Origin of the sequence: Fodinicola feengrottensis, assembly GCF_039530045.1 — a bacterium.
Classification (GTDB): domain Bacteria; phylum Actinomycetota; class Actinomycetes; order Mycobacteriales; family HKI-0501; genus Fodinicola; species Fodinicola feengrottensis.
In genome coordinates this window covers 39,820-54,259 of the sequence record NZ_BAAANY010000004.1, presented here as the reverse complement: position 1 = coordinate 54,259, position 14,440 = coordinate 39,820, and the positions used below count along the sequence as shown (strand labels likewise).

The 14,440-nt window shown below is 66.8% G+C and carries 12 protein-coding genes; 3 read left to right on the top strand and 9 right to left on the bottom strand.

Annotation, left to right across the window (positions count from 1 at the left end; genetic code table 11):
• The first annotated feature begins 17 nt into the window (after positions 1 to 17).
• Positions 18 to 2,309 carry a HelD family protein gene (locus ABD301_RS05870; RefSeq protein WP_344307863.1) on the top strand — a complete coding sequence of 764 codons (2,292 nt, stop codon included), beginning with the start codon at positions 18 to 20 and terminating at the stop codon, positions 2,307 to 2,309.
• Positions 2,310 to 2,419: 110 nt separating this feature from the next.
• Here the strand turns inward: ABD301_RS05870 and ABD301_RS05865 are convergent, their stop codons facing one another.
• Positions 2,420 to 3,091, bottom strand: coding sequence for a DUF1345 domain-containing protein (locus ABD301_RS05865; protein WP_344307861.1), 672 nt, complete (start codon positions 3,089 to 3,091; stop codon positions 2,420 to 2,422).
• 163 nt (positions 3,092 to 3,254) lie between these two features.
• Between ABD301_RS05865 and ABD301_RS05860 the strand changes: the two genes are divergently transcribed.
• Entirely contained in the window at positions 3,255 to 3,974 is a 720-nt protein-coding gene (locus ABD301_RS05860; RefSeq protein ID WP_163569767.1) for a metal-dependent hydrolase, read from the top strand.
• 214 nt (positions 3,975 to 4,188) lie between these two features.
• Here ABD301_RS05860 and ABD301_RS05855 read toward each other — a convergent pair whose 3' ends face one another.
• Complete coding sequence (locus tag ABD301_RS05855; protein ID WP_279581272.1) at positions 4,189 to 5,019, bottom strand: helix-turn-helix domain-containing protein; 831 nt, start codon at positions 5,017 to 5,019, stop codon at positions 4,189 to 4,191.
• Between the two features lie 111 nt (positions 5,020 to 5,130).
• Here ABD301_RS05855 and ABD301_RS05850 point away from each other — a divergent pair, with 111 nt between their 5' ends.
• Positions 5,131 to 5,616 carry a nuclear transport factor 2 family protein gene (locus ABD301_RS05850; RefSeq protein ID WP_163569768.1) on the top strand — a complete coding sequence of 162 codons (486 nt, stop codon included), beginning with the start codon at positions 5,131 to 5,133 and terminating at the stop codon, positions 5,614 to 5,616.
• On the opposite strand, the gene ABD301_RS05845 is transcribed toward ABD301_RS05850, so the two are convergent.
• The 7 genes from ABD301_RS05845 to ABD301_RS05815 all read right to left on the bottom strand — a co-directional run bounded on the left by ABD301_RS05845 (position 5,613) and on the right by ABD301_RS05815 (position 14,361).
• Positions 5,613 to 10,094 carry a LamG-like jellyroll fold domain-containing protein gene (locus tag ABD301_RS05845; protein WP_344307857.1) on the bottom strand — a complete coding sequence of 1,494 codons (4,482 nt, stop codon included), beginning with the start codon at positions 10,092 to 10,094 and terminating at the stop codon, positions 5,613 to 5,615. The genes ABD301_RS05850 and ABD301_RS05845 overlap by 4 nt on opposite strands.
• Before the next feature lie 100 nt (positions 10,095 to 10,194).
• A complete protein-coding gene (locus ABD301_RS05840; RefSeq protein WP_344307855.1) occupies positions 10,195 to 11,229 on the bottom strand; it encodes a hypothetical protein in 1,035 nt (344 codons plus the stop codon).
• Positions 11,230 to 11,253: 24 nt separating this feature from the next.
• The gene (locus ABD301_RS05835; protein ID WP_344307853.1) at positions 11,254 to 11,622 is read right to left on the bottom strand and encodes a PadR family transcriptional regulator; all 369 of its coding nucleotides are present in this window, start codon (positions 11,620 to 11,622) and stop codon (positions 11,254 to 11,256) included.
• A 58-nt stretch (positions 11,623 to 11,680) separates the two neighbouring features.
• Positions 11,681 to 12,589 carry a metallophosphoesterase family protein gene (locus ABD301_RS05830; protein ID WP_425551894.1) on the bottom strand — a complete coding sequence of 303 codons (909 nt, stop codon included), beginning with the start codon at positions 12,587 to 12,589 and terminating at the stop codon, positions 11,681 to 11,683.
• A 53-nt stretch (positions 12,590 to 12,642) separates the two neighbouring features.
• Entirely contained in the window at positions 12,643 to 13,080 is a 438-nt protein-coding gene (locus ABD301_RS05825; RefSeq protein WP_163569774.1) for a plastocyanin/azurin family copper-binding protein, read from the bottom strand.
• A gap of 88 nt (positions 13,081 to 13,168) precedes the next feature.
• On the bottom strand, positions 13,169 to 13,855 hold the full coding sequence (locus ABD301_RS05820; protein ID WP_344307851.1) for a Rieske (2Fe-2S) protein: 687 nt from the start codon (positions 13,853 to 13,855) through the stop codon (positions 13,169 to 13,171).
• Positions 13,852 to 14,361 (bottom strand): RNA polymerase sigma factor, encoded by a 510-nt coding sequence (locus ABD301_RS05815; protein ID WP_279581290.1) that lies wholly within the window; start codon positions 14,359 to 14,361, stop codon positions 13,852 to 13,854. The genes ABD301_RS05820 and ABD301_RS05815 overlap by 4 nt, the downstream gene beginning before the upstream one ends.
• Positions 14,362 to 14,440: the final 79 nt, after the last annotated feature.

The window sequence follows — 14,440 nt, the reverse complement described above, 5'->3', positions numbered from 1 at the left end:
ACTCGCAGGAGGCATGGGTGTCAAGTTTGTCAACTACCGACGACCTTGAAAATGAGCAGCAGTACGTGAGCATGCTCTACGGACGCCTCGACAACCTGCGCGAGCAGGCAGCCGAACGGCTCGCCAGTGAGCTGCGCGCGACCGGCGGCACGCCGCAGGACCGGACGCAACGGGACTCGCTCACCTCGCTGCACACCGAGCGGGTCGCACGGTACGACGCGGTGGAGCAGGGGCTGTGTTTCGGCCGGCTGGACCTGCAGGACGGCGGTCACCAGCACATCGGCCGCATCGGTCTCTTCGACGACGACGGCGACTTCGAGCCGTTGCTGCTGGACTGGCGGGCGCCGGCGGCCCGGCCGTTCTACGTGGCCACCGCCGCTACCCCGGACGGGGTCGCCCGCCGCCGGCACATCCGCACCAGCCAGCGGACGGTCACCGGGCTGGACGACGAGCTGCTGGTCGCGGATCCGTCCGCTGATACCGAAACCCAGACACTGACCGGCGAGGCGGTGCTGCTCGCTGCGCTGACGGCGAACCGTACCGGCCGGATGCAGGACATCGTCGAGACCATCCAGGCCGAGCAGGACGAGGCGATCCGTTCCGACCTCGCCGGGGTGCTGGTGGTGCAGGGCGGGCCGGGCACCGGCAAGACGGCCGTCGCCTTGCACCGCGCCGCTTACCTGCTCTACACGTACCACCGGCAGCTGAGCGGGCGAGGCGTGCTGATCGTCGGCCCGAACGACACCTTCCTGCGCTATATCTCGCAGGTGTTGCCGTCGCTGGCCGAGACCGGCGTGCTGCTGGCCACTCTCGGCGACCTCTACCCCGGGGTCACCGCGCGGCGCCCGGAGTCGGCCGCCGCCGCTGAGCTGAAGGGGCGTACGCAGCTGGTCGAGATCCTGGCCGCAGCCGTGAGCGACCGCCAGCAGGTGCCTGAAGAACCGATCCTGATCGACGTCGGCCGGCACACCCTCTCGCTGGACAAACAGGCGTGCTCGGTGGCGCGGGAGCAGGCTCGCGCTTCCCGCCTGCCGCACAACCTGGCCCGGCCGATCTTCGCCGCCGGGGTGCTGGCCACCCTGGTCGCACAGGTCGCCGAGCGGATTGGGACCGACCCGTACTGGGACGATCCGCTGGGCGGCAACGACGCGCCGGGTACGCCGAACGTGCTGGACACCGACGACCTGGCGGACATCCGGGCGGATCTGTCGACCGAGCCGGCCGTGCAGGCGGTCATCGACGACCTCTGGCCGCCGCTGGAGCCGGAGCGGTTTCTGGCTGATTTCTACGCCTCCGCGGACGCTCTGGAATCGGCCGCGCCGCAGTTCAGCGCCGCCGAGCGGGCCTTGCTGCTGCGTACAGCGGACGGTGGGTGGAGCCCGTCGGACGTGCCGCTGCTCGACGAGGCCGCCGAGCTGCTGGGCGTGGACGACACCGCCGAGCGGGCCCGCGCCGAGCGGGAGCGGCAGGCCCGGCTGGAGTACGCGCAGGGCGTACTCGATCTGGCGGCTGGATCGCAGTCCTTCGAGCTGGAGGGCTTCTCGGAGGCCGGGATCGCGGTCATCTCCGATCTTATGGACGCCGAGGCGGTGGCTGCTCGGTATGCCGAGGACGTACGGCAAACCGCCGCCGCGCACGCGGCCGCCGACCGCAACTGGGTGTTCGGCCACGTGATCGTGGACGAGGCGCAGGAGTTGTCGCCGATGGCGTGGCGGCTGTTGATGCGACGCTGCCCGAGCCGCTCCATGACCGTCGCCGGCGATCTCGCGCAGACCGGCTCGCTGGCCGGCCGCGGTTCGTGGGCGGAGATCTTTTCGCCGTACGTGGCCGATCGCTGGCGGCTGACCGAGCTGACCGTCAGCTACCGTACGCCGGCCGAGATCATGGCGCGGGCCGCGCTCGTCCTAGCCGACATCGACCCGGCCTTTCAGGCGCCCAAAGCGGTACGCAGCACCGGCGTCGAGCCGTGGGACGAGACCGGTTCCCCGGGCCGGCTCGCCGAAATCGTGGCGCAGGAAGCAAAAGAGGTCGGCGATGGCCGTCTGGGTGTCATCGCTCCAGCGGGCCTGGTCGCCCAGCTGACTCCGGCCCTGGCCGCGGCGATCCCGGAGCTGGCCATCGGGGCGGCCCCGGACCTCGAACGCCGAGTCGTCCTTTTGACCGTACCGCAAGCAAAAGGTCTCGAATTCGACACGGTGGTGACCGTCGACCCGGACGGCATCGTCGCCGAGTCGCCGCGCGGGCTGAGCGACCTTTACGTCGCCCTGACCCGGGCCACCCAGCGACTCGGCGTTTTCACGCTGTCCTGACGTGCGTCCCGTCGCCGGTTGAATTCTTTTGACCGGCGACGGTCGCGCCCAGTTCCGCCATGGCAGCCCCACCCATTCGGGCTTTCTGGCGACTCCGCCTTGACCGAGGGCTATTTTCCGGCGAGAGCGTTGACGGCTATGCCGACAAGGGCCGCGTTGTAGAAGAAAGAGAGAACGCCATGGGTCAGCGCCGCATAGCGCAGCGGCCGGGCCTGGATCTGCACGTCGGACACTGCGAACGATGTTCCGAGGGTGAAGGAGAAGTAGGCGAAGTCGAGGTGGTTCGGTCGGTTCGTGGCCGGAAATTCCAGGCCCCCGGCAGCTTCGGATCGATAGAACAAGTAGGCATACCAGCCGGCGTAGCCCAAATGCAGAAGGATCCAGGCCGCGATTACCGCTAGTGCGCCGCAAAGCTTGAGGAAGAACAACAATGTCGAGTCGAGGTCACCGTCCTGGGCGGCCGCGTCCGCGGCGACCACCAGGAGGCCTCCGGTGACGCCGGCGACGCTGGTGACCAAGGTGCCAGCGAGGCCGATCGTACGGCCGAGTTTGCCGCCGACCCAGTCCGGTACGCCGGTGTCGACCTCCTTGGACGTCCGCCTGCTGCGGTGGATACGCAGCCATTGCACCGCGATATAGCCGAACGCGATCACGTTCCAGCCAACCAGGACGGCCAAAGTCACCGACGCGTCCGGAACGGCGACCCACGCCACCGCGAGGACGACGCTGCCGACGGTGATCAGCAGGACCTCGGCAATCCGATCGACACGCTGACCAGCCATGGCGGAGAAAGTATCATAAATCGGACAGAGAGCCACGACACATCGCCTTCGTGCGGTGTGGCTTGCCGGAATATTCGTACGGACATTGATAAAAACAGGGGCCGCACCAACCCGAGCCAGAAGGACGCCCGATGCCCCGTACGACCCCGGCGGCGATGCCGCGATGATGGGTCACACCCACGCGCTCAGTGGCGCCGCCGTCTGGCTCGCCGCGGCGCCGTTGCTGGCTCAGGTCACGCCGATCGGGGTGCCGGAGCTGCTGGCCGGCGCGGTGGTCACCGCCGGAGCCGCGCTGCTGCCCGACTGCGATCACCCCTCAGCGACTGTCGCTCGTACGTTCGGCTGGCCCACCCGGCAGCTCGCCCGCGGCATCGCTTGGGTGTCCGGCGGGCACCGAAAGGGCACCCACGCGATCTGGGCCGTCCCCATCACCGGCGCACTCGCCCAGGCGACGGTCGTCGGCGGACACTGGATCCCTTACCTGCCAACGATCGCGGTCGTCCTCGCGATCGGGCTGGGGCTGCGCGGTCTCGGCTGGACTCACGGCGGCACCCTGGCGAACATCGGCACTTTTCTTTTCTGTGCGGGCGCCGCCGTGCTGGCCACGATCGCCGGAGTCCACTGGGCGTGGGTGGGCGCGAGCTATGCGCTCGGCGTCGCGGCGCACATCGCCGGAGACGTGATGACCAAGGAGGGCGTGCCGCTCTTCTACCCACTCAGCAAACACCGGTTCAGCGGCAGCCCGATGCCGACCGGAGGCCTGCGCGAAAAATGGCTGGTGGCCCTGCCGATCGCGATGGTGGCCGCCACGCTGGTGCTCTATCGCCTCGGCGCGATGCCCTATTTGTTCGCCATGCTGGCCACCGCCGGCGTACCGCGCTAACGGCCGGTGTGACTTTCGAGTTTCGCGCACGTCTCGCCTGGTGACCATGAAACCTCGTTGGGGAGGAGCACGAGATGCGTAACCGTGGCTGGCTGTTGGCCTGGGACTGGACCATGTTTGGCTTTGACTGGGGGTAAAAGATGCGAAACCAGAACTGGACCTGAGAGCCGGGCGTTCCCGGCGCGGACTCGCCGGGAACGCCTCCCCCAGCCTGTCAGCCACTCTCAGCGGCTGACAGACCATGGGCGGCGAGCAGCCGCCGCAGCGTGCTCGGGGTGTGGTCGAGGTGGTCTCGTACGGTCCGAGTGAGGTGCGCCTGGTCGGCGAAACCCAGATCGGCCGCCAAGGCGGCGAGGCTCGGTTCACCCGCCTCCAGCCGATCCAACGCGCGCGTTATGCGCACTCGGTTTCGGTAGTGAGTCAGGGAAACTCCCAGCTCTCGGGAAAAGGCGCGACTGAGCCGGTACGGGGAACAGTCCAGCAGTGCGGCGAGCGAGCTGAGCCGGCTCGCCGCCGGGTGGTCGGCCATGATCGCCGCTCGCGCGTTCTCCGCGAGCGCCCGGTCAGTCGGCGTCGGCCGGACGTGAACGGGCAGCGCGCGGGTCGACGCGCCAGAGACGACACCGCCCAGCAGGCCGAGCAGTCGTTCGGTGAGGGCATAACCGGGATCCGGCCGGGCGGCCAGAATGGCCCGGTGGGTGAGCTCGATCCGCGCGTCTGCGTAAACCCGGTAGCGGCTGATCGGCGTGTCGCCGGCCATCGAACGCCACAGTCGCGGGCTCACTGTGATCACCGTGGAGAGCTCGCCGGAAACCGGATGCGCGTACTGCCGCGGCTCGCCCGGAACCCCGAGGTAGCAGGTCGTCCTGTCCACCTCGAAAATCGCACCACAGCTGCGTACCCGGAATATTCCCTTACGTACCAACACGATCTGGTACGCGTGCTGATATCCCTCGAACCAGCCGGTGTGGTCATCCAGACAGCTGAACTTCTCGACGCTGAAGTCGGGGTCGCTGGCGATGACGGCGTCCTTGGCCTGATGCACGCTGGGAACGCTACGCCGGCGAAGTGACAGCGGCGCAACAATCTTCAAGACCTCCGACGCACGGGCGGGCAGCCTCAGTGCTGCGAGTCCGTCGCGAAAACAGGAGGAATCATGGCCAAGGTCAGGAAGCACGCGATCGCCGCCGGCGTGGCGGTCGCCACCCTGCTCGCTACCCCGGCGATCGCCGCACACGCCGATGTTTCGCCCCAGCACCAGAAAAGTCCCGCCGAGATTGTCGCCGCGCTGGACGTGAAATACCAGGCCGCGGTGAAGAGGAACGACGCGGCCACGATGTCTCGGATCCTTACCGACGACTTCGTCATCGTCACCGGCCGGGGTTCGGTCTTCACCAAGGCGGACACAGTGAACGACGCGAAAACCCAGGCATGCGCGTACAAGCAACAGGACGAGATGCCCGGGACCCAGAAAGTCCGCGTCTTCGGGCACTCGACAGCGACGGTGACGGCCCTTTTGTGGCTCAAGGGCAGTTGCCTGGACGGGTCGACCTTCGACCAGAAACTTTGGTTCAGTGACACGTACGTTCTCAGGTACGGGTCGTGGGGCTATTCGTTCGGCCAGTCGTCCATTCACATTTAGCTGCTCCGCTTCTTCACATTGGTATGGGAGGTCGCTCGCGCGGTCCAGTCGTCATGGTTGAGCTGGTTGCTGTTCTCGTCCCAGAACCAGTGTTGGACATGACCGTTGGCGTCGGTCGCCCAGATGTGCTGCTGACGGTTGACAAACATGGCGGTCGGGTCGGTGGTGGCCGAACCGGCCGGCGCCCAGGCATTGTGCTGGATCGTGTTGTCGCTGGGCGTCCACCAGAAATGTTGCAGGCTGCCATCGCTGCCACGAACCGTGACGTGCTGGGCGCCGGTGTCATCGACCATGATCGCCGGCCGGCCGGTCAACCCGGCATTGCCCGCCCACGTGTCGTGCGACGGCGTGGCTTGCCCCTTGTCCACGAACCAGTGTTGCAGGCTGCCGGCCGCGTCGACCGCGAAGACATGTTCCTGGGAGCCGATGACCTTGGCTTGCGGGTCTGCCGCGATCGAACCGGCCGGCGCCCACGCCGCATGCTGGACCGTGCCGCTTGCCAGCGTTTCCCAGAAATGTTGGAGACTTCCGTCGGTGCCACGAGCGAACACGTGGACGGTTCCGCTGTCGTCCACCAAAACGGTCGGGCGGCCGGCCAGTTTCGGGTCGCCGGCCCAAGTGTCATGGGTGACTGCGGTCTGACTTTCGTCTTTCCACCAGTGCTGCAAAGTTCCGGTCGGATCGATCCCGAAAACGTGCAACTGGCTGCCGACGACCACGCTGGCCGGGTCGGCCGCGACCGAGCCGGCCGGTGCCCAACTGTCCTGCCGGATCGTGTTGTCGGACGGCGTCCAGTACGTGTGTTGGACGCTGCCGTTCGCGCCGCGAGCCCACAACTGCTGTTGCCCGTTGTCAGCCAGCCCAACGGTTGGCTCACCGGCGGTGCCGGTCGTCCACACGTCGTGCAGGATCTGGTTCGTTGACGGCTCCCAGAACCAGTGCCCGACCGCGCCGGAGGCGTCCGTGCCGAAGAAATGCTGCTGCTGGTTGCCCAGCACCAGGCCCTGCGAACCTTCGGCCCCGCCACCGGGTTGCAGGATCGCGCGCAGGTAGTGCGCCTGTACGGTCGCCGGCGTCAAAGCGTGGTCATACAAGGCAACTTGCGCCATGCAGCCGTTCAGCCGGGCGCCGGCGTCATCCCCCCGGGCGCCGATTTTAAGACTGTTAGTGCCCAAAGTCGCCGGCGGGCTGGCGACCGAGCCGATCGGCTGGCCGTTGAGGTAGAGCGTCATCGTGGTGCCGTCGTACGTGACGGCCACGTGATACCACTGTCCATTTTGGACGGACCTGGTGCTGGTGATGGTCGGCGGCAACGTGTCATTGCGGTCCAGCATGAATGCCTGCAGTTTGTTACCCGGGACCAGCCGTACGCCAAAGCCGTTGTAGTGCGGGCTGTCGTATTTCTCGACTATTCCCTGCTGTTGGGTCGCATTGACCTTGATCCACGCCTCCCACGAGGTGGCCGCCGACGGCGAGACCGCCAGCGCGTTGGGCACCGACACATATCCGCCGTTGAAGCAGACGGCGGTGTCCCCCACGATCGGGCCGGACTGGGTGGTGGTCGAGCCCGCCTGGTACGTCCCATTGGTGTGGTAGGGCGAGGAATCCACGGCCGTCGAGCCGGTGTCATCCAGCCGCCAGTACGCGGTCGGATGGTCGAGTTCCACCAGGCTCGCATAGTCCGATGTGGACGGTGTGGCGACCTGAATGGTCACATTGCTGGACGCGGGAGTGCCGTTGGCCGGTGTTGTGGTCACCGTCAGCTGGTACGAGCCGGCCGGCGTGTTTGCCGGCGGCTGCACCGAAGTGCTGAACTTCTGCCAGCCGATCGCGCCGGAGCTGGCGACCGAGAACGAACCCGCCGCCGGTACGGTCCAGCCCTTGGGCGCGGAAATCGAGACAGCGCCGGTCACGGTGCCACTGCCCAGGGCTTCCACGGTGCCGGTCACCGGGAGCGGTTGCCCGGGTCGTACGGCACCGGGAGCCACCGACAGCACGGTCGGGCTGGCCTGGTTGACGCCGGCCGCCGAGCCGGTCGCATAGTGCGCCACCACGGTGGCGGTGGCCGAAAGCGCGCCGAGGTCGACGGTTTGGGCGGTGGCGTCAAAACTGTGCGTCGCGCCGTTGACCGTGACCGAGGAGAGCTGATAGCCGGCTGGCGTACGCAGGTGCAGCAGCACGTCCGTCGGTCGGAACCGACCCGCGGCCGCCGCCGGAGGTGTCACCGTCGCGGTCACGTTTGCGTGTGACAACTGCGAAACGATGCTGTACGTGAGCGGGCCGAAGTCGGTCGGCAGGTTGCCGACCGAGACGTTCTGTCCGTCCGACAGCCACTGCTGCGGAGTCGCCGGCGCGAGGTTCAACGTCTGCGGGGTGCCGTCGGCGGCCAGGCCCTCGGACACCAGCATACTGCGCATCGCCTGCAGCGGGACGGCATTGCCGGCCGCGAGCGGCGGGAAGAACATGCTGCGGTAATACTCGCCGGGACAGGGCGCCAGAGTTGCCCCTTCGCCGCTGACAAAGGTGTTCGGTGTCAGCTCCTGGCCAACCTGGCCGTAGAACTGCATGTCGAGATCGCCCGCGTCACCCTGGTCGGACAGGTATTTCGCCCAGCCGTAGCCATACTGCTGATCGACGCCGGTCGTCTTGTAGCCGGGCGAGCCGGCCGGGAAGTTCAGCGGGCCATCGGTCTCGCAGGTGCCGGCCTCTCCGCCGTACAGGTTGAATCTGGTCATGCCCAGGAAAAGACCGCCGTGCTTGCGGATGTACGTGGCAATGCCGGTCGACTCGGGGCTGTCCGGCCCGAAAATACCGGTCTTGAGGACGTACGGAATGGTGATGTTCCAGTAACTGCCCAAAGTCGTGGATGTGATCGGTTCGAACGGCTGCTTCCAAGCCGGGTCCAGCAGTTGGATCGGCACGTAGATCGAGCCGTCGGACAGCTTGGTTTCGGACTGCGTCACCGCCGACAGGATCGCCGTACGCAACGTGGTCGCCTGGCTGGTGAACTGATTGCCCAACGACGCGTTTCCCAGCTGCCGCAACGCCAGCCCGAAGTCGCGCATGCCACGCCACGACTGTGCCTGGTGGTTCAAACCGTAGACCGGCGTCTGGATGTCGGTGCCGTAGTTTTCCTTCTCCACCAGGCCGTTGTTCGCGGCCATCTGTTGCTGGTAACCACCCGAACCGCTCAGCCAACTGGTGAAGGTGCCCAGATTCTGGTTGATGTAAGAGGCATCGTTGGTCAGGAAATAGTACGAGGCGGCTTCCTCCAGTTTGAATCCCTTTTCCCAGTCCGGGAAAACGCCGCCCTGGCCGCGGACGAGCAGCGCGGAGATATCCTGCCGGTAGTCGGTGTTGTAACCGAACTCGCCCAGGGTGTTGATCGAGCTGTCCAGCTCTGGCACGAAGGCGAAGGTGCTGTCCGCTGTCTCGTAACCGTCGCCGATGCTCTGCTGGAACGCCATCACCAGGTCCTGCAGCAGCAGGTTCCGCATCGCGTTTTGCGCGTACGCCTCAGGAACATTGATGGTCGAACCGCCAGAAAGCACGGTTTGCCAGTACGACGAGACCTGCTGACGGGAAGCGTTGTAACCGGTCGCGTCAGAGTTCACCGAACTCAGGTCAGCCGGTGTGTTCGCGACGATCAGGTAAATGTCCTGGGTGCCGCTGGCCGGGTTGATGGCGTAGTTCAGGTTGGGCGAGGTCCAGGACGGTGAGCCGCTGAACTTCACGTACGACTTTCCGTTGGCGGACAACGTGTTGCCGCTGACCCCCATGCTGCCAATCTGCGCGTTGTTGAGGCCGAGCCGGAGTGTGGTGGCCGAAGTTCCAGGATGTACGGTGAATTTCACGTAACTGACCAGCGGCCCGGTGTCCGACCCGACCCGGACCGCGTACGACTCCCGGTCGAAGCGGGCGCCGGTGCCGTCCGTGTAGCTGTTGACCAGGATCGGCAAGTAGCCGCTGGCCAACTGCGGATCGGCAAGGCGTGCCTGCTGGCTGCCGTAAGCCTCACCGCCGTCGGCACCGACACCGAAGGTCACCGTCTGAGTCGGAGCTGCGCCTTTGCCTTGGTCGGAAAGGATTTCACTGCCATCCGCGACCTGCATGGCGAAGGCGCGAGTGGCCTGCCAAGTCGCCGCGGTCGGCTTCGGGTAAGTCATCGGCAGGTAGTAGTAGCCGGAGTCCGAATGGCTCGCGCCGGCGGTCACCACTGGCGGCAACAGCGGTTTCACCGCCGCGAGGCTCGGCCCGTTCGGCGCCTTGACCAGCTCGTTTCCCCATTGGTCAGTGCCGTTGCCGAGGGCGTCGTCGATCCGCGCGACCGAGTCCGCCGGCACCGTGCCCGGCGGCGTGACATGCGGTTTGGCGACCGCTGGCGGTGCGGCGGCGGCCGACACGACCGGCACCGCCAACGCGGCGGCCAGCCCGACTACGGCGGCGATCAACAGACCGCGGGTGGGACGCTTCATCATGACTCCGGATGATCGGGCCAACTCCAAAACAGGTCCGTACCAGTATCGGAGTTTGGTTCGGCCCGTCAAGAGCCTTCGCGGCCACCGGCCCAAATACGCCTCAGGACGTGGAGAGCCGTTCGGGATCGGTGACGCTCTCCGCCAAGCCAGCTCTCCAGGCTCGCACGAGGATCACCGCGATCAGCAGGGCCGCGAGGTCGATCCCGGGCTGGAAAAGAAAATACTGCAGGAACATCCACAACGGCCGGCCGCCGGTGTCCGTCGCGCCCAACGCCGCCGGCAGCAGACCGATGCAGGCGAACGCGAACAGAACGCCCATCAGTGCGCGACTTCCGGCGCCAGTACGGCGAAGCCGACGCACCGCCCACGCACCGACGATCCATCCCATCCCCAAGCCGATCAGCACACCCACCAAGGAACAGACGACGATCGCTGTCTGACTGGGGCCGTCAGCCATCGCCACCTCCACCTGCGTCGCGTAGGTCGGGCCGTAGTTGATGTCTGCCACCACCCCATCCCGGGTCGCCGCTATCCCATCCCGGGTCGACAGCGGCGACCCGCCACCATCAATCTGCCACCCGGCACGGCGGAGCCGGACGACGGCCGCCGCACTGAGTGCGCGCGTCTGCGTCAACGACAGGTTGTCAACCGACGGGAAGAAATAGTGGGCTGTCTGCGGACCGTCAAGGTCATTGGTGGTGCCGAAAACCCGCTCCGCCAGCGACACCCGCTCGTCAGCTCCCAGCCGGAATCCGTACGGATAGGGCTGATACCACACGTCACTTCCCGACAGCCCGGGAAAAGCCAACTGGGCGACTTCGGCGGGCACCTGGTCGGGAATCCGCGGCGCGCTCTGCCAACCGGCCCACGAGCCAAGACACATCCCGGCGAAACCGCCGATCAGTGCCGCGAAGACGGCCAGGAACACCGCGATTTTTCCGCCGCCGACACCGAAACGCACCTTTGTCGCACCTCGTACGATGTCGAACACCTCAGCGAACCGCAGGCGCTCACGACCTGGGTCCGCGCCATCGATGAGGGTCGTCAGGATCTCCTCGCCGCGCCGGCGCCGGTGGTGGCGGGGATACGCCAGCAAAAGAAGGCGATAGCGGCTTTCCAGCTTGCTGCTGATCATCGGGTCTCCGTTGTCCCTCAGAGGTCAGATGCTGCCAGTGGCGGGTCTCGCGATCGGGCGGCCGGGGCGCGTCTCGGTAGCCCTGGAGGCCAGCCGCTTCTCGGCCAGCGCCGCGGTCCGCTTCATCCGGTCCGCCGCCGCGGCGAGCGTGGCCGAGCCGTCCGAGGTGAGCCGGTAGTAGCGGCGCAGCCGCCCTTCCACCACCTCTTCCCGCTCGACCTCCACCAACCCGTCTTCCTGCAGCCGGTCGAGGGCGCCATAGACCGTGCCGGCCCGCAGTCGTACGCGATCCAGGGAAAGCGTCGCGACCTCCTGGATGAGCCCGTAACCGTGCAGCGACTCGGCAGCGAGCGCGGTCAGCATCAGGAATGTCGGCTCCTGCATACTCGCCATCTGTATATACCGCCTTCCGTTATATGCAGATGACCGTATCACCGACCCGCTGGCATGGTCAGCCGAGTACGACGTCTTTCACCGCGAGCGGCGAGTCACCCTTGCGGTAGGTGACCTCGCGGATGCCCAGGGCCTGCTTAAGCTTGCCCGCCGGCAGCACCATCGGAGTCGGTGCCGGCGCCTTGCCCGGAGCCGGCAGTGGATAGGCGGTGGTGGTCGCACTGTGAAAGGTCACATTCCCTTCGGTCTTGGTGAAAAGCTGATGCACATGGCCGTTCAGGCACGTCACGGACGAGAACCGCCGCAGGTAGCTGAGCGCCTGGGTGGCGTCATCGGTGGCCCACCCCCAGCCCGGGAACATCGCGAAAAGCGGGATGTGGCTGAACACCACGATCGGGGTGTCGGACGACAGCCCGGCCACATCCCGGCGAATGAATTCGAGCTGTGCCGTACCAAGATGGCCGAGCTTTTCCAAGCTCAACGTGTTCACCAACGACAGGAAATGCACGCCTTTCATGTCAAAGCTGTACCACCCGTCGCCGACCGTGCCGGCGCCGAAGAACTGCCGGTATTTCTGGCCGTGGTCGTCGATGGAGTCATGTTCGCCCGGTACGGTCAAAGTTTTCCCAGTGTGTAAACCCTTCATCATCTGGGCGACCTGGTCGAACTGCGCCGCGGTGGCCAGATGCGTCAGATCTCCGGTGTGCATCACGAAATCCGGCCGGTACGGCAGCGCGTTGATCTGCTGGATCGCTGCCGAGAAAGTCTCGGTGACGGCCAGGTTGGCGGGGCCGGTGAAGCCGAGATGACTGTCGCTGATCTGGACGAATTTCAACGCATGCGGATCGTCCACAATGGGCGGTGCCGGCTGCCCGGCAACATGGCTGATCACCTCGCCGCCGGCCACCACCAACACGACGGCCGACCCGAACCACGCCGAATGCCGCATGAGCTGCCGGCGGGTCATGCCATGCGGACCGGGATTCTCTTGCTCGGCTGGGATTTCCGCGTCAGGCTTGGTCACCGCGTCACCACCACAGTGCCAGTCATGAACGGGTGAATGGTGCACAGGTACGCGTACGTGCCGGCCGCGGTGAAGGTGTGCCGATAGACCCCGCTCGTATTGAGCGCCGGCGACTGCAACTGGCTCGCCGGCGGCACCGAGGTGACCGTGTGCGAGTCCTGGTCGGCGTTCGTCCAGGTGACCACCGCGCCGACGTGCACCGTGATGGTCACGGGCTCGAAAGCGAAGTTCTTTATTGAGACCGAAGTGGTGGCGACCGGCGCGGTGGTGACCGGCGCGCTGGACGCCGGCATGGACATGCCGGGCATCGGCGCGGCGGCCGACGGCGACGCCGCCGGAAGGGTACCCGCCGCGCCGCAGGCGGCAAGCAGGCCCAGGCTGACCCCGGTCACCACCGCGACCGAGGCGCAGCGCAGCTGAGCAGCTGTTCTCATGATGGTTTTCCTTCTCCGGCCCCGATCATCGCGGGCCTCGGTGGCGGATCCGCGGTCCGCGGATCTCACCTACCGATAGCCAACCGGGTTACACGTGCGGCGCGAAAACCTGGACCAGCCCGTCGATTTCCCGTACCGCCAACCGCGGCAGCGGGGGCAGGGTGATGGGCAGCTGATGGCGCAAAACCTCGCCGGTGACCGCGAAAGACGCGCGATGACACGGACAGTTCAGTTGTTTCTGCGCATTGTCCAACACCAAGCGGCAGCCCAGGTGCGTACAAACACCCGAGACCGCGCGCAGCTTTCCGCTGGTACGCTCAACAAATCCGGTGACGACGCCCAGATCGAAGGGCTTCACCCCGCCGTCGCCGATTTCGTGGCTGCCAGCCACTGTTCGCCATTCCCCGACGTTCGGCGTCAGGGTCTGCGCGGCGATCGGCGCGTCGGCGAGCGTTGGTGGCCTGGTCAGGACGAATTCGGCTCCCGCACCCACCACGGCCGACCCGGCCGCCACCGCGGCGGCTTGGACGAACCGGCGCCGACCGGTCTTCGCCGCTGGCGCTGGAACCGGGTCAGGCTCGGCCATCGCCTTGCTCAGCCGGTCATGCAGAGACTCCACGAAATCCTCGCTCGGCCCGGCATCGGCCGAACCCGCCGCCCGCAGCTCGATCGCGGTCCGTACGTACGCCTCGTCGCCCGGCTCAACGCCGAACGTCCGCGGCCGCCGGCCGCGCAACAGGTCGGCAACGAATCTCCGCAACCCGCGCGTACTCACGACTCGATCCTGCCAGCGACGACCGCGGCCTGCCGCAACGCGCGGTGTTGCAGCACTTTCACGTTGCCCACGGTCACTCCCAACTCGGCCGCGGCCTCCTTCAGCGTGCAGGCGGCAAGAAACCGCAACTCCAGCACGCGCCTGTACCGAGCTGGCAACGCGGCGAGGATCGCCTCGGCTCGCGCCTGCGACCGGGTGCCCGGCTCGGCCGGCGCGAACACCTCCGCCACCTGCTCGTCGTCCAGCGTAGTGACCGGTCGGCCGAGCGTACGCCGCCAATAGCCCGCCAGCACGGTCCGCGCGACCGTCAGCAAATACGCGCGCACCTCCCCCACGCTCGCGGACACCCGCAACGGTCGGAGCGCGGCCAGGAACACCTCCTCGGTCAGGTCCTCGGCGTCCGCCCGGTTGCCCACCTTGGCGAACATGATGCGATAGACGCGGTCCACGTTGTCGCGATAAATCGCGTCCCAGTCCTGGTAAACATCGTCACCCACCAAGTGCAGCCGCGCCGGCCGGACGACCGCACCGTCGCCGGCCCGGTCCGCCGGCTCCGGCACCTTGCGTCCCACCCGAAACTGGTAC